This is a genomic window from Mesorhizobium sp. M1142 (assembly GCF_040318565.1).
Classification (GTDB): domain Bacteria; phylum Pseudomonadota; class Alphaproteobacteria; order Rhizobiales; family Rhizobiaceae; genus Mesorhizobium.
In genome coordinates this window covers 30,648-52,854 of the sequence record NZ_JAMYMK010000001.1, presented here as the reverse complement: position 1 = coordinate 52,854, position 22,207 = coordinate 30,648, and the positions used below count along the sequence as shown (strand labels likewise).

Here is a 22,207-nt window from a genome sequence, read left to right as displayed (position 1 = left end):
AGCCGGCGTCCTTTGTTTTGCGTTTCCAAACTATTGTCTGGCGTCGCGGCGGCTCTGGCGCCACGACCAGGCAACCTCGCTGCAGCTTCCGCGTTGAGCCATCGAGGGATGACATCAGCCTCGGAGAGCTCCCATGAAAACACTTCTATCCATCACTGCGGCAGCGATGATGGCCGGCGCGCCTTTGGTTGCTTTTGCCCAATCGGCGACGCTGACGCCTCTAACGACCGACACCATGAGCAAGGTTGACACTGCGACGTTCGTCAAGACGGTGCCCATCGCCAATACATTCGAAATCGAATCGAGCCGACTTGCGCAGACGCAGGCGAAGGCCGACGACGTAAAAGCCTTCGCGGCGCAAATGGTCACGGACCACACCAAGGCCGACGAGGAGTTCAAGGCGGCGCTCAGCAAGGGTCAGACGACTTCGGCCACCGCGCCAGCCGGCCCGCCGCTGGACACCAAGCACCAGGCGCTGCTCGACCAACTCAAGGAGGCCAGCGGGGACAGCTTCCAATCGAAATACATCGACATGCAGACCCAGGCGCATAAGGAAGCGGTGGCGCTGTTTTCCGCTTACGCAAATTCCGGCGACGATCCGGCGATGAAGGAATTTGCCAAAAAGACGCTGCCGGTGCTGCAAATGCACGAACGTCACGTGAAGGATCTCGCTGCCGCGCATCAATGAGGGCGACGACCGCCAGCGGTTTCGCCAACGGAGACGCCGGGCTTGAAGGGAGCGGCTGTCGTCGGCCCCGGGAACAAAGTACCGAGAGTGCCGTTATTCACTTGGCCTATTCCCGGGAGGATCCAATGGGAGGCGGCATTCGCGAGGCGCCGAGGGCAGTAGAGCTGGGTTTCGGCGCCGTTCCGATTGCCGCTGTCACAGGCTGAATCGATTTCCGGCCGGGACAGGTTACCATGCGCTACGGCGAGATATTTGCAAACGCAACGGCGCTCTTGTTGCTGGCGCTGATGGTTGGCGGCATCTTCATCTTGTTTGGAGAACCGCTGTGGCCGCGGCACTACGCGAGAATGGTGCTGGTCCCGAATATTGATGCCATGGCCACCGCGTCATTCCGAACAAGGTGCGCTCCAAGTCCATGCCTGCCCGACACCATCGATCAGACCATGCTGGCTCCTCGCCCCGAGGACGGACCGTGATCTGCGATTTGCAGACGCTGCAACGCTGTGGAGCGGGATGCGGTAAGGCCCGCCGCGCAAGTCGCGCCGCGGGCTTACCGGTGCAATCAAACGGTCTTGCAAACCGTCCGGCTACAACTAGGTCAGGATAAGCACGATCTTGTAGGTATTCGGATCGACGATGACGATCCGGCCATCGGCCAGCACGAAATATTCATAGGATTCGTAAGCCGGAACGATCTTGACGATGCGCGCCGGCAGACGATGCAGCCGGACCTTCTTTCGCGGAACCTCGACGCCGACAGAGATGTCGAAATCGACATTGGAAACCGGTTGGACATTCGTTTCCTTGATGACCTGGGTAATTTCTGTCTTCTGTTCAACGGTCACATTGCTGATGGAAGCGGTCGAACTCTGGTCCTGCGTCTGCGTAGAGGCGTTGCCCTGAGTCTGCTCGCTGGTCGTGGTCCCAGTCTTGCTCTGAGCCTGCTCCTCGGTCTTCATTTTCGTGTTGCCTTGGGCCTGCTCGGTAGTGGTGGTTCCGGTTTTGCCCTGGGCCTGCTCGTCGGTTTTCATTTTGGTGTTGCCCGTGGCCTGCTGGTCAGTCGTGGCGCCAGCGTTGCCCTGAGCTTGCTCGTCGGTCTTCATTTTCGGCTTGCCCTGAGCCTGCTGGTCAGTCGTAGCGCCAGCCTTGCCCTGGGCTTGCTCGTCGGTCTTCAGCTTTTTGTTGCCCTGCGCCTGTTGTTCAGTCGTAGCGCCGGCCTTGCCCTGGGCCTGCTCGCCCATCTTTGCGCCATTTGGACAGTTGGCAGTGCCGGCTGCGCAATTGGCGCCGGACTGGTCGTCGGTCGACTGCTGCGTCTGGGCAAGTGCCGCTCCGCAGCTGACGCTGATTGCTAGCATGCTGGTAATCAGAACGCCTTTCATGAGAGATCTCCTTGGAAAATGCGTCCCTTCACCGCGTAAAACTGCGGCTAAAAAACTTTGTTCCAAATTAACCGAGCGAAACGGCAAGCGATCCGAGCGGCGGAACAAGCTTTGCCCGGTGACGTTACCGACCTAGCGACCCCGCTGCGAACGGCATGACGCGGCGCAGCGCAGAGGTGGCTCACGACGAAAGGAGACGATCATGAGAATGCATCTTTCCGCGGCTGCGGCTGGGTTCTTGCTGCTTGCGGGTGTTGGCGCCGCTGCGGCCCAGGACGTGGTCATCGAACCGCAGCAGGAGACGATCGTACGCGAGTATGTGAAAAAGCAGCCTCTGGCGTCCGTCCAGCTTCCCGGCGTGGAGCTCAATGTCGGCTCGACACTGCCCGATACCGTCGAGCTTCATGAAGTTCCCAGCGTCAAATACCGCTACGTCGTCGTCGACAATCGGACCGTCCTGGTCGATCCTGGCACGCGCAGGATCGTGAAGGTCATCGAGTGAACAAGCGCGTCGCTTTGAAGGGACATGCGGCGCGTCCAGCATTGTCGACAGACTGCTGCACTTGTTGGGCATTCCGACGCAGAAAGGCCCGCCGTTCCGACGCACGGCGGGCCACATAGCGAGTCACCACGCCAGGCGGCAGGGTCCTGTGCTCGCCAGGCCAGAAACTTTGAGAGAATATTCCCGGCTCCTCATCTGGTGTGAAATACTGTTCTTTGATCTGGCGATCAGCATTTCCGATGATGCCCGCAAGGCTTCGCATTCCGCCTGGCCGCAACGATTGCAAAACCGATGAGATTGACCATGCCTGGGAACACCAACACTTCGCTTCAATTCTTCTCGGCAACTATAAGCCGGCGCGCCGGCTTCGCTGTACTTCTTGCATCAGCGGTTGCGATTGTCAGCCTTGCTGCGCCGTCGTTCGCCGAGGACAAGACGGCGGTCAAGGTCGGCATCATGAGCGGCGAGGACGAGGACGTCTGGCGCGTCGTCACCGCCCAGGCGGCGGAGAGGGGCCTGACGATCGAGACCGTGGTGTTCAACGACTATACCCAGCCGAATGAAGCGCTCGAGCGTGGCGAAATCGACGCCAACGCCTTCCAGCACAAGCCCTATCTCGACAACCAGATCAAGACGCAGGGCTATCACATCGTCCCGGTCGGCTATACCGGGGTCTGGCCGATCGGCCTTTATTCCAAGAAGTACGCGAATATTGCCGACCTGCCCGAAGACGCGGTCATTGGCGTGCCGAACGACCCGTCCAATGAGGGCCGCGCACTGCGCGTCCTGCAGAGCGAACATCTGATCAAGCTCAGGGAAGGCACCGGCATTCTGGCGACGACCACCGACATCGCCGAAAACCCGAAGCACTTGGTCATCAAGGAGCTGGACGCAGGCATCGTCGGGCGCTCGGTGGAAGACCTCGACGGGGCCGTAGTCAACACGGATTGGGCGCTTAAAAGCGGCCTCACACCGGAGAACCGCATCGCCCAGGAGGCGGTGGCCGACAATCCCTATCGCAATTTCATCGCGGTCAAGGCCGGCAATGAAAACCAGCCCTGGGTAAAGACATTGGTCGCTTCCTATCAGAACGAAAAGGTGAAGGCCGAATTCGACCGGGTCTACAAGGGAACCGGCATCAGCGCCTATTGATGCCAAGCTCAACTGGGCGCTGAAGCCCGGCATGATAAAGCGGTCCGCGCTTCAACGCGGACCGCGATCGCGTTTGCGGGACACCAATACAGGAACTTTTATGAACCAGCATTTCGCCTCGGTCACCGAAGTCACGCATCCCGTCGGCGGCCGCTCCGCGGGATCGAACGATGTCGTGCGCCTCATCGAGCTGAAGCGCCGTTTCGGCGCGACAGCGGCGCTGGACGGCGTGTCGCTCAGCGTGCGCCAGGGCGAGATCCTCGGCATCATTGGCCGTAGCGGCGCCGGTAAGTCGACGCTGATACGCTGCCTGAACGGCCTGGAGCGGCCGGATTCAGGACAGGTCTTCATCGAAGGCCGCGACATCAGCCGGCTCGGCGAGCGCGAATTGCAGCCGCTGCGCCGGCGCATCGGCATGATCTTCCAGCATTTCAACCTGCTGTCCGCCAAGACGGTCGAAGACAATGTAGCGCTGCCGCTCAAGATCGAAGGCCGGCCCAGGGCCGAACGCCTGGCGCGCGCCGCCGAGCTGCTCGAGCTTGTCGGCCTGTCAGAGAAGGCGAAAGCCTATCCGGCGTCGCTGTCGGGCGGGCAGAAGCAGCGCGTCGGCATTGCCCGGGCGCTTGCGGCGCGCCCGGCGCTGCTGCTGTCGGACGAAGCGACCTCGGCGTTGGACCCGGAGACGACGCGCTCCATCCTTGCCTTGCTCAGAGACATCAACCGGCAGCTCGGCCTGACCATCCTGCTCATCACGCACGAGATGGAGGTGATCCGTTCGATCGCCGATCGTGTCGCGGTGATCGACACTGGGCGGATCGTCGAGCAAGGCCCGGTCTGGTCGGTTTTTGCGGACCCCAAGTCGGCGATCACGCAGAGCCTGCTCGGCGGCATCCGGCCGCAATTGCCGGCAGAGATCGCAAGCCGGCTAACGCGGAACGCCGGCGTGGAGGCGATCCTCAGGATCGACGTGGCCGGTGAGGCCGCGCGAAGCCCGCTTTTGTCCGATCTTGCCTCGGCAGTTCCCGGCTCGTTCCGCCTCGTGCATGGCGGCATCGATCACGTCCAGCAGCAGCCGGTCGGGACACTGTTCGTTGCGGTCGCCGGCAGCAATGAAGCTCACCTGGCAGAGGTGATCGCGTTCTTGAAAGCCCGCCAAGCGCGGGTGGAGGTGCTTGGCCATGTCGCCGGTTCTGTTTGAGCTTCTCGTCCGTTCGATCTGGGAAACGATCCTGATGACGGCCGCCTCCGGCCTCATCTCGCTGGTTTTCGGGCTGCCGCTCGGCCTGGCGCTGGTCGCCACCGACCGCGGCGGCATCGCCGAAAACCTGTGGGTGAACCGCGCGCTTGGCGCTGTCATCAACGGCTTCCGCTCTGTGCCTTTCATCATCCTGCTGGTTGCGCTGATCCCGGTGACGCGGCTGATCGTCGGCACCTCGATCGGCACCTGGGCAGCGATCGTTCCGCTGTCGATCGCGGCGACGCCCTACTATGCCCGGATCGCCGAAGTGTCGCTGCGTGAGGTCGACCACGGGCTGATCGAAGCGGCGCGCGCCATGGGCGGCAACCGCTGGACGATCATTCGCGAGGTGCTGGTGCCGGAAGCGCTGCCCGGCATCGTCGCCGGCTTCACGGTGACGCTGGTGACGCTGATCGGCGCCTCGGCGATGGCCGGCGCCATCGGCGCCGGCGGGCTCGGCGACCTCGCCATCCGCTACGGTTACCAGCGCTTCGAAACGTCAGTCATGATCGCCGTGGTCATCGTCCTGGTCGTCCTGGTCTGCGGCATCCAGTGGGCCGGCGACCGGCTGGTCGCGAGGCTGGATCACCGCAACTGATCGTTGGCCGCAAATGAGGGAATCCGATGCCGCGCCGTCATCCGGCGCGCCTCTTTTCCGTGGCTGCCCGGTCGATCCCCAATCCATCCGCCGAGAGAGCGACCCCGAACCTTTCGGCGGCTTCTGCGGGCGTGTAATAGCCCAGCGCGACATCCCTCGCCACCAGATCGGCGTCCCGCTGCAACGGATCGCCATAGCCGCCGCCGCCCGGCGTGCCGACGCGCACGCGGTCGCCGGCTTTCAACGCGATGTCCTGCTCCTTGGACAGGTGCGGCGGCACATGTTCCTTGCCGTCGCGGAACACGGCGACCGTGTTGACCGCGCCGTCCTTGCCGCCGAGCGCGCCTTGCGGGCCGAAGCGGCCGTGGTCCATGACGAAAGAGGCACGTGCATCGCCGCGCAGGATTTCCACCTCATAGGCGAGCCCGAAACCGCCGCGATGCTTGCCGGCGCCACCGGAGCCTTCCCGCAGCGCATAGTGGCGGTAGAGCACCGGGAAGGCCTGCTCCATGATTTCGACCGGCGGCGACTTGGAGATGCCTATGGTCGAGCAGCCATTGGTCAGGCCGTCGTGATCGGCGTTGCCGCCATAGCCGCCGCCGGAAATCTGGTACATGACGTAGTCGCGGCCGCGCGCCGGATCGTTGCCGCCGAGCGCGAAATTGCCGCTGGAGCCGGCCGGAGCCGCCGTCACCCGGTCCGGCAGCGCCTGCACCATCGCTGCGAACACCGCCTCGGCGATGCGCTGCGAAACCTCGGCTGCGCAGCCCGACACAGGGCGTGGATATTTGGCGTCGAGGAAGGTGCCTTCCGGCCGCTTGACGATCAGCGGTTCGAAGGCGCCGGCGCTGATCGGCACATCTGGGAAAATATGGCGCATAGCGAGATAGACCGAGGACAACGTCGTCGCCAAAACGCTGTTCATCGGCCCGGCGCAGGGTTTTGATGAGCCCGAGAAGTCGAAGCTGAGCGTGTCGCCTTTTTTCTCGACTGCCAGCGCGATGATCAGCGGCTCGTTTACCACGCCGTCTGAATCGACGAAGGCCTGCGAACGATAGATCCCGTCGGGAATGGCCGATATGTTGACGCGCATCTGTTCAGCGGCGCGGCGCCGCAATTCGGCGATCGCTTCGACAACCGTTTCATCTCCGTAACGATCCAGCATTCCGTTGAGCCTGTCCTGACCGATCAGTAGTGCCGCCGCCTGTGCGCGGATATCGCCAATGCGCTGGTCGGCGACACGGATGTTCGAGCAGATGATGGCGTAGATCTCCGGGTCGAGCACGCCCTTCTTGAACAGTTTCACCGGCGGCAACCGCAAGCCTTCCTGCTCGACCGCTGTTGCCGAGGCGGAGAAGCCGCCCGGCACCGAACCGCCAATGTCGGGCCAATGGCCGGTGTTCGACAGCCAGCAGAAGATCTTCCCGTCCCGGTAGACCGGCATGGCGAAGCGCACATCCATCAGATGGGTGCCGCCGAGATAGGGATCGTTGACGATGTAGATATCGCCCGGCTCGGGCGGCAGGCAGCGTCCGTCGGCGATCATCTCGATCACCGTTTTGGTCGAATACTGCATGACGCCGACGAACACCGGCAGACCCTGGCTGCCTTGCGCGATCAGCGAACCATCGAGCGCCGAATAGATGCCATCCGAACGGTCATTGGCCTCGGCGATAACAGGCGAGAACGCGGCGCGCGAAAACGTCAGGTCCATTTCGTCGCAGACCTGCTGCAGGGCCGCCTGGAGGACCGAAAGCGTAATAGTGTCGAGCTGCGCCATCTCAGGCCTCACCGATATCGATGATGATGTTGCCGTCGGCATCCGACCGCGCCCGGTCGCCGGGCTCGAGCACGGTAGTAGCGTCCATCTGTTCGAGGATCGCCGGCCCCATGATGACTGCGTCGAGCGGCAGCTTTTCCCTGCTGTAGACCGGCGTATCGTACCAGCGCCCGCCATACCAGACCGGCCGGATCTCGCGCCGCGCCTCTTCGAGCGTTTTGGCGCGCCCAGCCGGGTCGATCAGCCGGGACAGATCGATCGTCGGCCGCACGCCGGTGACCGACGTGTTGAGGTTGACCAGATTGGCGCGGATTTCCGGTAGCTCGACCTTGAAGCGGGCGAAATAGGCACTCTCGAACAGTTGCTGCAGTACCTGGCGTGTCACCGCAGACGAGGGCAGCGGCACGTTGATGATATGCGTCTGGCCGATGAACTGCATGTCGGCGGAATGCGTGACACGGATTGCTTCCGGCTTCACCGCTTCCTTGCCGATCAGCTCCTCGCCTTCGTTTCGGTGCCGTTCCAATATCTCGTAGAGTTGGGTTTCATCGAGACCGGCCACCGGCTGGTTGACCGTGTTGACGAAATCATGGCGCAGATCGGCGACGACGCAGCCGAGAGCATTGGTGATGCCCGGCCGCGCCGGCACCAGCACTTTCGGCAGGCCTAGTTCGCGCGCCAATGCCGTCGCATGCAGCGGACCGGCGCCGCCGAAGGCGAACAGCGCGAAATCGCGCGGGTCGTGGCCGCGCGACACCGAGACCATGCGGATGGCGCCGGCCATCTTCACGTTGCCGAGCCGCAGCACCGCACCCGCCGCTTCGACGCCGGACAAGCCTGTGGCGCGGCCGATCCTGTCCTCGAATATGCCGGTGACCCGTTCGACGGTGACCGGGTTTTCCACCGCGAGCAGCTTCTTCGGCGCCAGCCTGCCGAGCACCAGATTGGCGTCGGTGATGGTCGGCTCCAAGCCGCCGCGTCCGTAGCAGATTGGCCCGGGATTGGCGCCGGCGCTTTCCGGGCCGATCTGGATCAGGCCGGCCGCATCGACGCGGGCGATCGAGCCGCCGCCGGCGCCGACCGCATGCACCGCCACCATCGGCACGTGGATGGGCATCGCATATTCGATCTCGATCTCGTTCGACACTGCCGGCTCGGCGTTGCGGATCAGCGCCACGTCGGTCGAGGTGCCGCCCATGTCGTAGGTGACCAGGTTTTCGAAGCCGGCGCGTTTGCCGGTATAGGCGGCAGCAATGACGCCGGAAGCGGGGCCGGACATGACGGTCTTGGCCGACTCACGTGTGACAAAGCGGGCCGAGATCATGCCGCCATTGCCGTTCATGATCAGGAAGTCGCGGGCGTAGCCTTTTGACGCCAGCTCCTTGCGCAGCCGCTCGACATAGCGTTCGAGGATCGGTTGCACCGAAGCGTTGACCGAAGCGGTCACGCCGCGTTCGAATTCGCGCGCTTCCGAAAGCAGGGCGTGGCCTGTCGTGATGTAGCCGTTCGGCCAAAGCTCGGCCGCTATCTCGGCGGCGCGCCGCTCATGCGCCGGGTTGGCATAGGAATGCAGGAAATGGATGACCAGGGATTCGCAGCCGGCTGCGATCAGTTGTGAAACCGCTGTCCGCATTTCGGCCTCGTCGAGCGGGATGCGCACCGCGCCCGAGGCCTCGACCCGCTCCGACACTTCGAGCCGCAGATTGCGCGGAATGATCGGGACGAAGGTGCCCGTCATGCCATAGGCCTGCGGCCGTGTCCGCCGGCCAAGCTCGATGACGTCGCGAAAGCCGCGCGTGGTGATCATGCCGGTCTTGGCCAGCCGGCGCTCCAGGACCGCGTTGGTGGTCGTCGTCGTGCCGTGCACGATGAGGGCGATGCCGTCGACCGGAAATCCGGTGGCGCCAAGTGCCGAAACGACGCCGAACGCCTGGTTGTCGACTGTCGTCGGGGTCTTGGCGATGTGCACCCGGCCACCGTCACGGCCATCGATCAGAAGGAGGTCGGTAAAAGTTCCGCCGACATCGATGCCGGCGACGACGCTGCCAGTCGAATCCAGCGCTTGCGTCGAAAAATTCTGTCCCATTGTCGAAACCCGAAATGCCCGAACTGCCTACATGCCTTAGTTTGGAAAGCTGTTTTACGGCGGCGTCTTGACGCAAATATCGTTTGTATACTAATAAATTCCGGACACAAGAGCTTACCGCTTCGGAGTGTGCAAACGGCACGCTGGAACCTGACCGGTTCGGGCGCGCAGGTGGAGATTTGGCGCCGGCGCTGAGCCGGCCCAGAAGGTTAGGTTTGATGAACACCACATCCGCGTTCAACACAGCCGGCGCCCGGCCGTTGCAGTTCCCGATACCGGCCAATGTCTATGCCGAAACCGTGGTCTCGGTGAAGCATTATACCGACCGGCTGTTTTCGTTCCGCATCACCCGGCCGCAGTCGCTGCGCTTTCGCTCCGGCGAATTCGTCATGATCGGCCTGCCCAATGCCGAGAAGCCAGTGTTCCGCGCCTATTCGATCGCCAGCCCGTCCTGGGACGACGAACTCGAGTTCTTCTCGATCAAGGTGCCGGACGGCCCGCTTACCTCGGAGCTGCAGAAAATCGAGATCGGCGATACCGTCATCATGCGGCAGAAGTCGACGGGCACGCTGGTGGTCGACGCGCTGACGCCGGCCAAGCGCCTGTTCATGATCTCGACCGGCACCGGCATTGCTCCCTTCGCCAGCCTGCTGCGCGATCCCGATACTTATGAGAAGTTCGAGCAGGTTATCCTGACCCATACCTGCCGCTACAATGCCGAGCTCACCTACGGCCAGGAACTGGTGGCCGCACTGGAGAACGATCCGCTGATCGGCGAGCTTACCGGCGGCCGCGTCACGCTGTATAATTCGACGACGCGCGAGACCTCCGAGCGCATGGGCCGCATCACCGCGCTGATCGGCTCGGGCAAATTCTACACCGATCTCGGCATCGACAGGCTCAATCCCGAGACCGACCGCATCATGATCTGCGGCTCGATGCATATGCTCAAGGACGTCAAGGAGCTGGCTGAAAGCCACGGCTTCCAGGAAGGCTCGCTGCATCATCCGGCAAGCTTCGTCGTCGAGCGCGCCTTCGTCGGCTGAGACGCGGCAGTTCAGAGTCTACTGGTTTGCGACCCTGATTTTGACCATACGGTCAAAAGTCGGCTGCCTCGACGGTCTTTTTCCGCTATGACCGCTTGAAGGACTCGTGAAGCGCTGCTTCACGGTCTATCTTCGGCATAACTCGCTGAACAAGGGGCAGGAGATGAGCAGCACAATCCGCGAAACCGATCTCGGCACGTCCAAGATCACGCCGCTGCCGGCGCGCGCCGCCGCCAATGCGCCGATGCCGCAAGCCCATGGCATTGCCCGCAATCCCGGCATGAGGCTCGATCTCGGCTTCATGGAATCGATGCGCAGCGTCAACCGCTCGGCGCTGGAACGCCGCGTCGCCAGCCTGACCAAAAGACGCTCGATCAAGGCCGATAACCAGGCGGCCTGGCTGCTGCGCGCCGTCGCCTGCATGGACCTGACGACGCTGAACTCGAATGACACGGAAGAGCGCGTGCGCCGGCTCTGTGCCAAGGCGGTCAACCCGTTCCGTCGCGACATCGTCGAAGGGCTCGGCATTACTGGTGAAAAGATCCGCCCCGCGGCGGTCTGCGTCTATCATCCCTTCGTCGCCACCGCCGTCGAAGCGCTGCGCGGCAGCGGCGTCCATGTCGCCGCCGTTTCGACCGCCTTCCCGCATGGACTTGCACCGCTTTCGACGCGCCTGCAAGAGATCGAAGCATCGGTCCGCGACGGCGCCGACGAGATCGACGTCGTCATCCCGCGCGGTTTGGTATTCGGGGCGAAATGGCAGGAGTTCTATAACGAGATCGTCTCGATGCGCGCCGCTTGCGGCGAGGCGCATCTGAAGGTGATCCTCGGTACCGGCGACCTCGCCACGCTGCGCAACGTCATGCTCGCCTCGATGGTGGCGATGATGGGGGGTGCAGATTTCATCAAGACCTCGACCGGCAAGGAAAGTGTCAACGCGACGCTGCCGGTCGGCCTTGCCATGGTGCGCGCGATCCGCGCCTATTTCGAGGAAACCGGCTATCTCATCGGCTTCAAGCCGGCCGGTGGCATTTCCACGGCAAAAGCCTCGCTCGATTGGCTGGTGCTGATGAAGGAAGAACTGGGCCGTCCGTGGCTGGAGCCGGAGCTGTTCCGCTTCGGAGCATCGAGCCTTTTGACCGATATCGAGCGCCAGCTCGAGCATCATCTGACCGGCCACTACTCGGCCAATCATCGCCACGCGATGGCGTGATTCGGAGCGCTTCATGAACATCCTCGAACGCTATCACGCCATGGATTACGGGCTGGCGCCGGAAGCCCGCAACGAGGCCGATGCCTGGCTGGCCGCGCGGGATTTCGGCAAGGCGCTGTTCATCGGCGGCGACTGGAAGGCAGCCAGCGAAGGCAAAACCTTCGACACCAGCGATCCGTCCTCGGGAAAGCTGCTGGCCAAGGTGTCGGACGCTGGTGCCGCCGACATCGACGCGGCGGTGTCGGCCGCCACAAAAGCGCTGCCGAAATGGAGCGCCAGCACCGGCTACAGCCGAGCCAAAGTGCTCTATGCCATCGGCCGCGCCATGCAGCGCCACCAACGGCTGTTCGCGGTGCTTGAGACAATCGACAATGGCAAGCCGATCCGCGAGAGCCGCGACATCGACGTGCCGCTGGCGATCCGCCATTTTATCCATCATGCCGGCTGGGCGCAGGCGCTGGACAGGGATTTTCCCGGCCACAAGGGTGTCGGCGTCGTCGGCCAGATTATCCCGTGGAACTTCCCACTCTTGATGCTCGCCTGGAAGATCGCGCCGGCGCTCGCCGCGGGCTGCACCGTGGTGCTCAAACCCGCGGAATTCACGCCACTCACCGCGATCCTGTTTGCCGAGATCTGCGCACGCGCCGGCGTGCCGAAGGGCGTCGTCAACATCGTCCAGGGCGGGCCGGAGGCGGGCGCGGCAATCGTCAACCATCCCGGCGTCCAGAAGATAGCCTTCACCGGTTCGTCCGAGGTCGGCAAGATCATCCGCAAGGCCACTGCCGGCTCGGGCAAGAAACTGTCGCTGGAGCTTGGCGGCAAGTCGGCATTCGTCGTTTTCGAGGATGCCGACCTCGACAGCGCCGTCGAGGGTCTAGTCGATGGTATCTGGTTCAACCAGGGCCAGGTGTGCTGTGCCGGCTCGCGCCTTCTGGTGCAGGAAGGGATCGCCGACGCCTTCATCGCCAAGGTCAAGACGCGGATGAGCCGGCTGCGCGTCGGCAGCCCGCTCGACAAGAACACCGATATCGGCCCGCTGGTCGATTTGACTCAGCTCGATCGCGTCAAGGGCCTGATTGCCGAAGGTGCCAAGCAGGGCGCGATCTGCTGGCAGCCGGACTCGGCACTGCCCGCCGCGGGCTATTACCATCTGCCAACGCTGGCGACCGGTGTTTCGCCGGCTAACATCTTGACACAGGAAGAGGTGTTCGGGCCGGTGCTCGCCACTATGACCTTCCGCAACACCGAGGAAGCGATCGAGCTCGCCAACAACACACGCTATGGCCTGGCCGCTTCGGTGTGGAGCGAGAACATCAATCTTGCCCTGCACATCGCGCCGCAATTGAAGGCCGGCGTCGTCTGGATCAACGGCACCAATATGTTCGACGCCTCCTGCGGTTTCGGCGGCTATCGCGAGAGCGGCTTTGGCCGCGAAGGCGGGCGCGAGGGCATGTTCGAATATCTCTCGGCAAAACTGCCGCTTGGCCCGATCATCAAACCGGCAACGTCTTCTGCCCAACCTGTCGAGCAGGCGGAAGGTGGCGCCATCGACCGCACGGCAAAACTGTTCATCGGCGGCAAGCAGGTCCGGCCGGACGGCAATTATTCCTTGGCCATCGCCAGCGCCAAGGGCAAGCTTGCCGGCGAGGTCGGTCTCGGCAACCGCAAGGATATCCGCGACGCCGTCGCGGCCGCGCGCGCCTGCAAGGCCTGGCCGGAGGCGACCGCCTACAACCGCAGCCAGGTACTCTACTACGTGGCCGAAAATCTTTCCGGCCGCGCCGACGAGTTTGCCGCCCGTTTGACCCAGCTCACCGGCGCGACCGCCAAGGCGGCGCGCGAAGAGGTCGAGCTGTCGATCGAGCGCCTGTTCCTCTACGCCGGCCTGGCCGACAAATTCGAGGCCCGCGTCCACCAGCCGCCGGCCCGCGCCGTCACGCTGGCGCTGCACGAGCCAGTCGGCGTCGTCGGCATCATCGCACCGGACAATGCGCCTCTGCTTGGCCTGATCTCGCTGATGGCACCGGCGCTCGCCATGGGAAACACCGTGGTCGCCGTGCCGTCCGAAAAATACCCGCTGCTTGCCACCGACCTCTACCAGGTCATCGAATATTCCGACGTTCCGGCGGGCGCCATCAACATCGTCACCGGCCGTAGCGCCGAGCTGGCCGGCGTGCTGGCCAAGCACGACGATGTCGACGGGCTCTGGATGTTCGCCGATGCCGAGACCTGTGCCAAGGCGGAGGCCGAGTCCATCGGCAATCTCAAGCGTGTCTGGACCGGCAACGGCCACAGCCTCGACTGGGCATCGAGCGAAGCAGCCGGCGATGCCTTGCTGCGCCGTGCGATCGAGGTCAAGAACGTCTGGGTGCCCTACGGCGACTGAGTGTCCCGGAGGGGACGTCCGGGCTTGACGGGCCAACAGATGTTCTTTACCGAGAAAAAACATTTGGGCGGCAGGCGAATACCGAAACAGGCGGGATGGTACTGTCCGCCTGGCACATTGCGCCCGGCCTTGTGCCGGTAAAAAGCCGAACGATTAAAGACGGGCGAGGAGAAAAGCATGGCAGATCTGACTGGCAAGATCGTTGTCGTCACGGCGGCGGCGCAAGGCATCGGCCGGGCAAGTGCGCTGGCGTTCGCCAAGGCCGGCGCCATCGTCCATGCCACCGACATCAACGAGGTGGTGCTCGCTGATCTCGGCAAGACGCCCGGTATCAAGACCCGCAAGCTCGACGTGCTGAACGACGAGGCGGTGAATGCCGCTTTTGCCGAGATCGGCACCGTCGACGTGCTGTTCAATTGCGCCGGCTTCGTCCATTCCGGCTCAATCCTCGAGATGAAGGACGGCGATCTCGACTTCGCCTATGATCTCAATGTCCGCTCGATGATCCGCACCATCCGCGCCGTGCTGCCCGGCATGCTGGAACGCGGCGACGGCTCGATCATCAACATGGCGTCGCTGGCCAGTTCGACCAAGGGCGTGCCGAACCGCTTCGTTTACGGGCTGACCAAGGCAGCCGTCATCGGTCTGACCAAATCGGTCGCCGCCGACTATGTCGGCAAGGGCATACGCTGCAATGCGATCTGTCCGGGCACGGTCGAAAGCCCGTCGCTGCAGGATCGCATGCATGCGCAGGGCGACTACGAAGCAGCTCGCGCCGCCTTCATCGCCCGCCAGCCGATGGGCCGCCTCGGCACGCCCGAGGAAATCGCCGATCTCGCCGTCTATCTGGCCGGCGCCACCTATACGTCGGGGCAGGCTTATAATATCGACGGTGGCTGGTCGATCTAAGCTCATCTCAAATCAAGGAGAGGAATTCTATGAAACTGCTGCGCTATGGCGAGGCGGGGAACGAACGCCCCGGCCTGCTCGATGCCGATGGAACGATCCGCGACCTCTCCGCCTATGTCACCGACATTGCCGGCAAGACGCTTGACCCGGCATCGCTCGAGACATTGTCGAAGCTCGATCCGAAATCGCTGCCGGCAGTTTCCGGCAAGCCGCGGATCGGCGCCTGCGTCGCCGGCACCGGCAAATTCATCTGCATCGGTCTCAACTATTCCGACCACGCCGCCGAAACCGGCGCTACCGTGCCGCCGGAACCGATCATCTTCATGAAGGCAAGCTCGGCTATTGTCGGGCCGAATGACGACGTGCTGATCCCGCGCGGCTCGGTCAAGACCGACTGGGAGGTCGAGCTCGGCGTGGTCATCGGCAGAAAAGCGAAGTATGTCACCGAGGCCGAGGCGCTGGATTATGTCGCCGGCTATTGCGTCGCGCATGACGTCTCCGAGCGCGCCTTCCAGGCTGAGCGCCAGGGCCAGTGGACCAAGGGCAAGAGCTGCGACACGTTCGGGCCGATCGGTCCGTGGCTGGTGACCAAGGACGAGGTCAATGACCCGCAGAACATTCCGATGTGGCTGACGGTCAACGGCAAGACGATGCAAAACGGCTCGACCAAGACCATGGTCTTCGGCGTCGCTTATCTCGTGTCCTATCTCAGCCAGTTCATGTCGCTGCACCCCGGCGACATCATCTCGACCGGCACGCCGCCCGGCGTCGGCCTCGGCATGAAGCCGCCGGTGTTCCTGAAGCCCGGCGACGTCGTCGAGCTCGGCATCGAAGGGCTGGGCATCCAGAAGCAGACGTTCAGGGCTGACGTGTAGCGCACCCTCCCTTCTCTCCTTGTGGGAGAAGGAAAAGAGGGCTACTTCAGCACCCTCCCATCGGCCCCAAACCGGTACGTCTTCGCCGGATCCGGCGTCGCGTACAGCGTGGCGCCAGGTTCGGCGTTATAGACGCCAAAAATGCGCACGGTGATCAAGCCAGCCTTCTCGCAGTCGAGATAGAGATTGGTGTCGGCGCCAAGATGTTCGGCATGGACAACCGTGCCTTTCCAGGCACCGGATTTCGCATCGACGGTCAGGTGCTCGGGACGGACACCGATGGTCTTGGCCGTCTCGCCAAGCCTGGCCCCGTCGACGAAGTTCATCTTCGGTGAGCCGATGAAGCCGGCGACGAATTCATTTGCCGGCGAATTGTAAAGCTCCATCGGTCCGCCGATCTGCTCGATCTTTCCCGCGTTCAGCACGACGATCTTGTCGGCCAGTGTCATCGCCTCGACCTGGTCGTGGGTGACATAGATCATCGTGGCCTTCAGCCGACGGTGCAGCTGGGCGATCTCCAGCCTGGTGTTGACGCGCAGCGCGGCATCGAGGTTGGACAGCGGCTCGTCGAACAGAAAAAGCTTGGGCTCGCGCACCACGGCGCGGCCGATGGCGACGCGCTGGCGCTGACCACCGGAAAGCTCGGCCGGCCGCCTCTCGAGGTAGGGCTCCAGCGACAGCATCGACGAGGCGATGCCGATGCGGCGGTCGATCTCGGCCGCCGGTGTGCCCGCCTGCTTGAGGCCGAGGCCCATGTTGTTCTTCACCGTCAGATGCGGATAGAGCGCATAGGTCTGGAACACCATGGCGATGCCGCGTTTGGCCGGCGGGGTGGCGGAGACGTCCGCCCCGTCGATCACCACGCGGCCCGAGGTCGAGTCCTCCAGCCCGGCAATGACCCTGAGCAGCGTCGACTTTCCGCAGCCGGATGGACCGACGAAGACGACGAACTCGCCATCCGTCACCTCGAGGTTGATGCCCTTCAGCACCTCTACCGGCCCGAAGGCCTTTTTGACATTCTCGATGTTCAGCGAGCCCACGGCTTCGTCCCTGTTCTAGAGTTTCACGGCGAGGCCGCTGCGTACGCTCTCGTCGGCGGCAAGGCAGACGGCGAGCGACTTCACCGCGTCGTCCATATGGCGGGTCAAGTCGAGATCCTCGCGGATCGCCTTGAGCACAAATGCCTGTTCGAGATCGCAGAGATCCTGATGGCCAGGCTCGCCCTCCATCGACAGCATCTCGTCCGGTTTGGCGAACTTGCCGTCCGCGCCGGTCGCCGCACTGTGCAGGCGGATGGTCGAGGTCTTGGTGTGGGTGTCGATGTCGTCGGACCTGACGCCCTCCTTCATGACGATCGACACGCAGCCATTGGGCGAGATCACGTCCTTCACGAAGAAGGCCGTCTCCGAGATCATCGGCCCCCAGCCGGCCTCGTACCAGCCGACCGAACCATCGTCGAACAGCACCTGCAGGTGGCCGTAATTATACATCGTGGGCGCAATCTCGTCGGTCAGCCGCAGCCCCATGCCGCGCACCTCGACCGGCCTGGCGTCGGTGATCTGCAGCATCACGTCGAGATAATGCACGCCGCAATCGACGATCGGCGACGTCGTCTGCATCAGCTGCTTGTGCGTCTCCCAGCTATGGCCGGAGGATTGCTGGTTGAGGTTCATTCGGAACACGTAAGGGCCGCCGAGCTTGCGCGCCTCGGCGATCAGCCGGATCCAGGACGGGTGATGGCGCAGGATGTAGCCGATCACCAGTTTTTTGCCGTTGGCCTTGGCTGCCGCGACCACGCGCTTTGCATCGGCGACGGTGGTTGCCAGCGGCTTTTCGACGAAGACATGGCAGCCGGCCTCGAACGCCCTCACCGCATAGTCGGCATGGCTGTCGGAATAGGTGGCGATGCAGGCGACGTCAGGACTCTCGTCGCGCAACGCCTGGTCAAAGGAGCGCCTGATGCCATAACTGGCGAGCCCGCCCGGCAACGGCACGTCGGAGCGATTGACCAGTGCTGCGATCTCGAAGCCCGGATTGGTATGGTAGGCCAGCGCATGGCTGCGGCCCATATTGCCGAGACCGGCGACGACGACGCGCAGAGGTTGTTGCGAACTCACTTGACCGCTCCCGAAGTGATGCCGCGGATCAGCTGCCGCGAGAAGATGACGTAGAGGATCAGCACCGGCATGATCGCCAGCGACAGTGCCGCCAGAATGGCGTTCCAGTTGGTGACGAACTGGCCGAGGAACAGCTGGGCGCCGAGCGTCACTGTCTTGGTCTCCTCCGACGGCGCCAGGATCAGCGGGAACCACAGATCGTTCCAGATCGGGATCATGGTGAAGACCGCGACCGTCGCCATCGATGGGCGCACCAGCGGCAGCACCAGCCGGAAAAAGATGGTGTATTCAGACAGGCCGTCGATCCTGCCCGCATTCTTCAGATCGTCCGAGACCTGCTTCATGAATTCCGACAGGATGAAGACGGCAAGCGGCAGGCCCTGCGCCGTGTAGACCAGGATCAGCGCCGTCAGCGTGTTAACCAGCCCGCTCGCCACCATCAGCTGCAGGATGGCGACGGTGCCGAGGCGGATCGGGATCATGATGCCGAGCGCCAGATAGAGCCCCATCAGCGAATTGCCGCGGAAGCGGTATTCCGACAGTGCGAACGCAGCCATGGCGCCGAACAGAAGCACGAAGAACAGCGAGGCGACGGTGACGACTAGGCTGTTCTGGAAATAGTGGATGAAGTCGCCCTGGCCGATCACCGTGGCGTAGCCGATCAGGTCGAAGGTCCCTGGCGTTGGCGGCGTCAGCGGCGCGCCGAAAATCCCTGCGCGCGATTTGAACGAATTCATGATGACGAGGATGACCGGAAACAGCGCGATGGCGGTGTAGGTCAACAGGATCGCGTGGGCGCCAATGATGCGGGGCAGCGAGCGGGTTGCGGTGCTCATGTCGCGCCTCAGAACTGGTAGCGACGCAAGCGCGTCTGCACGAGGAACAGGTAGACGCAGACGCCGCCGAGGATGATCAGGAACATCATCGTGGCGATCGCCGCGCCCATGTTGGGATCGCCGACCTGCAGCTGGAAACCGAAGAAGGCGCGGTAGAGGAAGGTGCCGAGAATATCCGTTGAATAGTTCGGCCCGGCCAGCGCGCCTTGCGCGGTGTAGATCAGGTCGAAAGCGTTGAAATTGCCGACGAAGGTCAGGATCGAGATGATGCCGATCGACGGCAGGATAAGCGGCAGCTTGATCTTCCAGAACTGCGCCATCCCGGTAATGCCGTCGCATTCGGCCGCTTCGATCACCTCTTCGGGAATGGACAGCAGTGCCGCATAGATCAGCATCATCGGGATGCCGACGAACTGCCACACCGAGATCAGGCTGAGCGCGGTCAGCGCATATTGTGCCTTGCCGAGCCAGGGCGTGAACAGGCTTTTCAGGCCGACAAGGTCCATCATATGCGGCGCCACGCCCCATAGCGGCGACAGGATCAGCTTCCAGGCGAAGCCGACAATGACGAAGGACAGGATCGTCGGCACGAAGATCGCCGTGCGGTAGAAGGCGGAAAACCGCAGCCTGGGGCTGGACAGAAGTGCGGCCAATAGGACGCCGATCGGGTTCTGCACCAGCATATGGATGACGAAGAACCAGACATTGTTCCTGAGGGCGTTCCAGAAATTGACCGACCAGTTGGGATCACCGAACAGCATGCGGAAATTTTCCAGTCCGACGAAGACCTGCGACTGATTGATGTTGCGGAACAAGGAAAGCTGCAGCGTGCCGGCCAGAGGCAGGATCATGATCGCCGTATAGACCAGCAACGCCGGCGCCAGGAAAACGCCGATATGCCAACGGAACGGTCTTTTCGGTGCTGCGGCCATGCATTCGGTCCCCGGATCAGGTCTTGCAATTGCCGTCAAAGGGCGCGGCGCCTCCTCTCCCTCGAGGGGAGGGTGCCTCGCACAGCGAGGCGGGTGGGGTCGGCCGATGCGGCCCGCCATCGTGGTTTCGACCGTGCTTTCCAGCAGCGATCAAGCCGCAGCCTGCCTCGACCGACCCTCTCTGTCGCCTTCGGCGACATCTCCCCATCGAGGGGGGAGACAACGCTTCGCCGCGCTCTTACTTCGCCGGCTTATACCAGCTGTCGAGGCCGTCCTGCAGCTTCTTGGCGGCAGCTTCCGGCGTGTCGGTGCCGTTGATGACGTTGGCCGATTCAACCCACGTCTCGTTTTCGAGGTTCGGCGTGCCGCGCGACAGGATCTGGTAGGTCGAGCGGATCGTCGACTTGCACTTGCCGCGCCAGGAGACGAATTCCTGGGCCAGCGGGTCTTCCATCTTCACCGGGGTGTTGTTCAGGCTGAAGAAGCCCGGCAGCGCGTTGGCGTAGATGGTGGCGAAATCCGGCGAGGCCACCCAGGACAGGAAGGTCTTGGCCGCATCCGCATTCTTCGAGGCCGCATTGAGGCCCATGCCGATGTCGGTGTGGTCGGAGATGTAGCAGGTGTCGCCGGCCTTCTGCACCGGCGGCGGGAAGGCGCCCATCTTGAACTGCGCCTGCGTGTTGAACAGGCCGATCTCCCACGAGCCGGCCGGGTAGATGGCGGCGCGGCCGAGCGTGAACAGGTTCTGGCTGTCCGGATAGGTCTGCGCCTCGAAGCCGTCGCCGAGATAGTCCTTCCACCTGGCCAGTTCCTTGAAGGGCTCGACCCACTGCGGATCAGTCAGCTTCTGCTCGCCCTTGATCAGCGCCAGGCGGCCTTCCTCGCCCTTCCAGTAGTTCGGGCCGATGTTCTGGTAGCCCATGGTCGCCGCTTCCCAGAGGTCCTTGGTGCCCATCGCCATCGGGATGTAGGTGCCGTCGGCCTTGATCTTGTCGAGCGCGGCGAAGAATTCGTCGCGCGTCTCCGGCACCTTGATGCCGAGCTTGTCGAAGGCGTCCTTGTTGTAGATGAAGCCATGGATGACGGAGGCCATCGGCACGCAGAAACTCGACTTGCCGTCGTCGGTCTGCCAGGCGGCCTTGGCGACGTCGGAAAAGTTATCCATGCCGGGCAGGGTCGAGATGTCGGCGAGGTTGCCCTTCTTGAAGAGCTCCAGCGACTTGTCGAACGGGCGGCAGGTGATCAGGTCGCCGGCCGAGCCGGCGGCGAGTTTGGCGCCGAGGGCGGCGTCATATTCGGTTGGCGCCGACGGCGCGAACACCACCTTGATGCCCGGGTTCTTGGCTTCGAAGGCCGGGATCAGCTTGTCCTTCCAGATGGCAAGGTCGTCGCCGCGCCAGCTCTCGATGTTGAGCGTTACGTCGTCGGCGTAAGCCACCCCGGCGGAGCCGAGAATGCTGGTGCCGAGAAGAAGTGCCGTCAGTAGCTTCGTTGTCATGCTCAGTCTCCCTGTTGACCTTTTTCAGGTTCGGTTTTGATGAGAACAGAGGCATTGCGCCCCTTGCTCCCCTCGATCGCGGAAAGGGCTGGCCGCAGCTTGTGGCCGGTCCCTTCCAGTATCTTCTCGGCCGCGTCGGCGCTGGTGGCGCCGGCGGCGAGCAGAATGGCGGTCTTGACGACGCCGCCGCTCTTTTCGAGCAGGCGCGCCGCCTCGTCCTTGTCGCGCCCGCTGACGGCGGCGACGATGCGTGCGGCGCGGTCGCGCAGCTTGATGTTGTCGGCCATGAGGTTGACCATGTAGCCGTCATGGACATGGCCGAGATGGATGGCGGCCAGCGTCGACAGCATGTTGAGCGCGATCTTCTGGGCGGTGCCGGCGCCCATGCGCGTCGAGCCGGCAATCAGCTCCGGCGGCGTTTCGAGCAGGATGGCGATGTCGGCCAGCCGCAGCAGCGGCGCATCCCTGTTGTTGGCGACGGCAATCGTCGCCGCACCGCGGCGCCTGGCTTCCTCGATCGCCCGGACAGCGTAAGGTGTCGAGCCGCTGGCCGAGACGGCGATCAGGCAATCGCTACTGCCGATGCCGGCGGCGGCGACCGCTGCCGAAGCTTCGTCAAGGTCATCCTCAGGCCCGCCGGCCAGTGTCCTGAAAGCTTCGTCGCCGCCGGCGATCAGGATGGCGATGCGGTCGCGCTGGATACCGAAAGTGCCCGGCAGTTCCAGCGCATCGGCCAATGCCATCAGGCCCGAGCTGCCGGCGGCCGCATAGGCGAGCTTGCCGCCGCTTTTCAGCCGGGTTGCGATAATTTCGGCGGCCGCGGCAATGGCAGGAATGGCGCCGCGTACGGCCTTGGCGGCCTCGATCTGTGCGTTGGCCAAAGAGGAAAGGATGGCGTCCGGGGCCTGGATGTCCAGTCCCTCGGCATTGCGGTGAAGCGCTTCGGTGCGCGTTTCGGCCATCCGCTGTC

20 protein-coding genes are annotated in these 22,207 nt (G+C 63.3%); 11 read left to right on the top strand and 9 right to left on the bottom strand.

Going from position 1 to position 22,207, the window contains the following annotated elements:
• The first annotated feature begins 133 nt into the window (after positions 1–133).
• Both NKH42_RS00240 and NKH42_RS00235 read left to right on the top strand, forming a co-directional pair.
• Positions 134–688: a DUF4142 domain-containing protein gene (locus NKH42_RS00240; RefSeq protein WP_352507057.1), complete on the top strand. Its 555-nt coding sequence runs from the start codon at positions 134–136 to the stop codon at positions 686–688.
• A gap of 233 nt (positions 689–921) precedes the next feature.
• Positions 922–1,164: a polymerase gene (locus NKH42_RS00235; protein ID WP_254815753.1), complete on the top strand. Its 243-nt coding sequence runs from the start codon at positions 922–924 to the stop codon at positions 1,162–1,164.
• A 117-nt stretch (positions 1,165–1,281) separates the two neighbouring features.
• Here the strand turns inward: NKH42_RS00235 and NKH42_RS00230 are convergent, their stop codons facing one another.
• Positions 1,282–2,070: a DUF1236 domain-containing protein gene (locus NKH42_RS00230; RefSeq protein WP_352686247.1), complete on the bottom strand. Its 789-nt coding sequence runs from the start codon at positions 2,068–2,070 to the stop codon at positions 1,282–1,284.
• Positions 2,071–2,272: 202 nt separating this feature from the next.
• Here NKH42_RS00230 and NKH42_RS00225 point away from each other — a divergent pair, with 202 nt between their 5' ends.
• The 4 genes from NKH42_RS00225 to NKH42_RS00210 all read left to right on the top strand — a co-directional run bounded on the left by NKH42_RS00225 (position 2,273) and on the right by NKH42_RS00210 (position 5,559).
• Positions 2,273–2,572, top strand: coding sequence for a DUF1236 domain-containing protein (locus NKH42_RS00225; protein WP_254815751.1), 300 nt, complete (start codon positions 2,273–2,275; stop codon positions 2,570–2,572).
• A 303-nt stretch (positions 2,573–2,875) separates the two neighbouring features.
• Positions 2,876–3,724: a MetQ/NlpA family lipoprotein gene (locus NKH42_RS00220; RefSeq protein ID WP_352686244.1), complete on the top strand. Its 849-nt coding sequence runs from the start codon at positions 2,876–2,878 to the stop codon at positions 3,722–3,724.
• A 100-nt stretch (positions 3,725–3,824) separates the two neighbouring features.
• A complete protein-coding gene (locus NKH42_RS00215; protein ID WP_352507059.1) occupies positions 3,825–4,922 on the top strand; it encodes a methionine ABC transporter ATP-binding protein in 1,098 nt (365 codons plus the stop codon).
• Positions 4,903–5,559, top strand: a complete 657-nt coding sequence (locus tag NKH42_RS00210) for a methionine ABC transporter permease (protein ID WP_352507060.1) — start codon at positions 4,903–4,905, stop codon at positions 5,557–5,559. Before NKH42_RS00215 ends, NKH42_RS00210 begins: the two co-directional genes overlap by 20 nt.
• 37 nt (positions 5,560–5,596) lie before the next feature.
• On the opposite strand, the gene NKH42_RS00205 is transcribed toward NKH42_RS00210, so the two are convergent.
• Positions 5,597–7,339, bottom strand: a complete 1,743-nt coding sequence (locus NKH42_RS00205) for a hydantoinase B/oxoprolinase family protein (protein WP_352686240.1) — start codon at positions 7,337–7,339, stop codon at positions 5,597–5,599.
• A 1-nt stretch (position 7,340) separates the two neighbouring features.
• Positions 7,341–9,425 carry a hydantoinase/oxoprolinase family protein gene (locus NKH42_RS00200; protein ID WP_352751793.1) on the bottom strand — a complete coding sequence of 695 codons (2,085 nt, stop codon included), beginning with the start codon at positions 9,423–9,425 and terminating at the stop codon, positions 7,341–7,343.
• 218 nt (positions 9,426–9,643) lie between these two features.
• On the opposite strand from NKH42_RS00200, the gene NKH42_RS00195 reads away from it, so the two are divergent.
• The 5 genes from NKH42_RS00195 (at position 9,644) to NKH42_RS00175 (ending at position 15,854) form a co-directional block, all read left to right on the top strand.
• Complete coding sequence (locus NKH42_RS00195; protein ID WP_352507063.1) at positions 9,644–10,471, top strand: ferredoxin--NADP reductase; 828 nt, start codon at positions 9,644–9,646, stop codon at positions 10,469–10,471.
• A 163-nt stretch (positions 10,472–10,634) separates the two neighbouring features.
• Positions 10,635–11,684: a deoxyribose-phosphate aldolase gene (gene deoC / locus NKH42_RS00190; RefSeq protein WP_352507064.1), complete on the top strand. Its 1,050-nt coding sequence runs from the start codon at positions 10,635–10,637 to the stop codon at positions 11,682–11,684.
• 13 nt (positions 11,685–11,697) lie between these two features.
• Positions 11,698–14,070, top strand: a complete 2,373-nt coding sequence (locus tag NKH42_RS00185) for an aldehyde dehydrogenase family protein (RefSeq protein WP_352507065.1) — start codon at positions 11,698–11,700, stop codon at positions 14,068–14,070.
• A 177-nt stretch (positions 14,071–14,247) separates the two neighbouring features.
• Positions 14,248–14,979 (top strand): SDR family oxidoreductase, encoded by a 732-nt coding sequence (locus NKH42_RS00180; RefSeq protein WP_352507066.1) that lies wholly within the window; start codon positions 14,248–14,250, stop codon positions 14,977–14,979.
• Positions 14,980–15,008: 29 nt separating this feature from the next.
• Positions 15,009–15,854 carry a fumarylacetoacetate hydrolase family protein gene (locus NKH42_RS00175; RefSeq protein WP_352507067.1) on the top strand — a complete coding sequence of 282 codons (846 nt, stop codon included), beginning with the start codon at positions 15,009–15,011 and terminating at the stop codon, positions 15,852–15,854.
• A 41-nt stretch (positions 15,855–15,895) separates the two neighbouring features.
• Here the strand turns inward: NKH42_RS00175 and NKH42_RS00170 are convergent, their stop codons facing one another.
• The 6 genes from NKH42_RS00170 to NKH42_RS00145 form a co-directional block, all read right to left on the bottom strand.
• Positions 15,896–16,894, bottom strand: a complete 999-nt coding sequence (locus NKH42_RS00170; protein WP_352476910.1) for an ABC transporter ATP-binding protein — start codon at positions 16,892–16,894, stop codon at positions 15,896–15,898.
• Between the two features lie 15 nt (positions 16,895–16,909).
• Complete coding sequence (locus NKH42_RS00165; protein WP_352507068.1) at positions 16,910–17,971, bottom strand: Gfo/Idh/MocA family protein; 1,062 nt, start codon at positions 17,969–17,971, stop codon at positions 16,910–16,912.
• Positions 17,968–18,807 (bottom strand): carbohydrate ABC transporter permease, encoded by an 840-nt coding sequence (locus NKH42_RS00160; RefSeq protein ID WP_352507069.1) that lies wholly within the window; start codon positions 18,805–18,807, stop codon positions 17,968–17,970. Before NKH42_RS00160 ends, NKH42_RS00165 begins: the two co-directional genes overlap by 4 nt.
• 8 nt (positions 18,808–18,815) lie before the next feature.
• The gene (locus tag NKH42_RS00155) at positions 18,816–19,739 is read right to left on the bottom strand and encodes a carbohydrate ABC transporter permease (RefSeq protein ID WP_352507070.1); all 924 of its coding nucleotides are present in this window, start codon (positions 19,737–19,739) and stop codon (positions 18,816–18,818) included.
• A gap of 238 nt (positions 19,740–19,977) precedes the next feature.
• Entirely contained in the window at positions 19,978–21,237 is a 1,260-nt protein-coding gene (locus tag NKH42_RS00150; RefSeq protein ID WP_352686225.1) for an ABC transporter substrate-binding protein, read from the bottom strand.
• A 2-nt stretch (positions 21,238–21,239) separates the two neighbouring features.
• A complete protein-coding gene (locus tag NKH42_RS00145) occupies positions 21,240–22,199 on the bottom strand; it encodes an N-acetylmuramic acid 6-phosphate etherase (protein WP_352686222.1) in 960 nt (319 codons plus the stop codon).
• Positions 22,200–22,207: the final 8 nt, after the last annotated feature.

Excerpts from the sequence above, each read along its gene's own strand:
- NKH42_RS00145 (WP_352686222.1), bottom strand. The coding sequence starts at position 22,199 with ATGGCCGAAACGCGCACCGAAGCGCTTCACCGCAATGCCGAGGGACTG.
- NKH42_RS00205 (WP_352686240.1), bottom strand. The coding sequence starts at position 7,339 with ATGGCGCAGCTCGACACTATTACGCTTTCGGTCCTCCAGGCGGCCCTG.
- NKH42_RS00210 (WP_352507060.1), top strand. The coding sequence starts at position 4,903 with ATGTCGCCGGTTCTGTTTGAGCTTCTCGTCCGTTCGATCTGGGAAACG.
- NKH42_RS00185 (WP_352507065.1), top strand. The coding sequence starts at position 11,698 with ATGAACATCCTCGAACGCTATCACGCCATGGATTACGGGCTGGCGCCG.
- NKH42_RS00195 (WP_352507063.1), top strand. The coding sequence starts at position 9,644 with ATGAACACCACATCCGCGTTCAACACAGCCGGCGCCCGGCCGTTGCAG.
- NKH42_RS00220 (WP_352686244.1), top strand. The coding sequence starts at position 2,876 with ATGCCTGGGAACACCAACACTTCGCTTCAATTCTTCTCGGCAACTATA.
- NKH42_RS00180 (WP_352507066.1), top strand. The coding sequence starts at position 14,248 with ATGGCAGATCTGACTGGCAAGATCGTTGTCGTCACGGCGGCGGCGCAA.
- NKH42_RS00230 (WP_352686247.1), bottom strand. The coding sequence starts at position 2,070 with ATGAAAGGCGTTCTGATTACCAGCATGCTAGCAATCAGCGTCAGCTGC.
- NKH42_RS00200 (WP_352751793.1), bottom strand. The coding sequence starts at position 9,425 with ATGGGACAGAATTTTTCGACGCAAGCGCTGGATTCGACTGGCAGCGTC.
- NKH42_RS00235 (WP_254815753.1), top strand. The coding sequence starts at position 922 with ATGCGCTACGGCGAGATATTTGCAAACGCAACGGCGCTCTTGTTGCTG.
- NKH42_RS00215 (WP_352507059.1), top strand. The coding sequence starts at position 3,825 with ATGAACCAGCATTTCGCCTCGGTCACCGAAGTCACGCATCCCGTCGGC.
- NKH42_RS00160 (WP_352507069.1), bottom strand. The coding sequence starts at position 18,807 with ATGAGCACCGCAACCCGCTCGCTGCCCCGCATCATTGGCGCCCACGCG.
- NKH42_RS00150 (WP_352686225.1), bottom strand. The coding sequence starts at position 21,237 with ATGACAACGAAGCTACTGACGGCACTTCTTCTCGGCACCAGCATTCTC.
- deoC (WP_352507064.1), top strand. The coding sequence starts at position 10,635 with ATGAGCAGCACAATCCGCGAAACCGATCTCGGCACGTCCAAGATCACG.
- NKH42_RS00175 (WP_352507067.1), top strand. The coding sequence starts at position 15,009 with ATGAAACTGCTGCGCTATGGCGAGGCGGGGAACGAACGCCCCGGCCTG.
- NKH42_RS00155 (WP_352507070.1), bottom strand. The coding sequence starts at position 19,739 with ATGGCCGCAGCACCGAAAAGACCGTTCCGTTGGCATATCGGCGTTTTC.
- NKH42_RS00225 (WP_254815751.1), top strand. The coding sequence starts at position 2,273 with ATGAGAATGCATCTTTCCGCGGCTGCGGCTGGGTTCTTGCTGCTTGCG.
- NKH42_RS00240 (WP_352507057.1), top strand. The coding sequence starts at position 134 with ATGAAAACACTTCTATCCATCACTGCGGCAGCGATGATGGCCGGCGCG.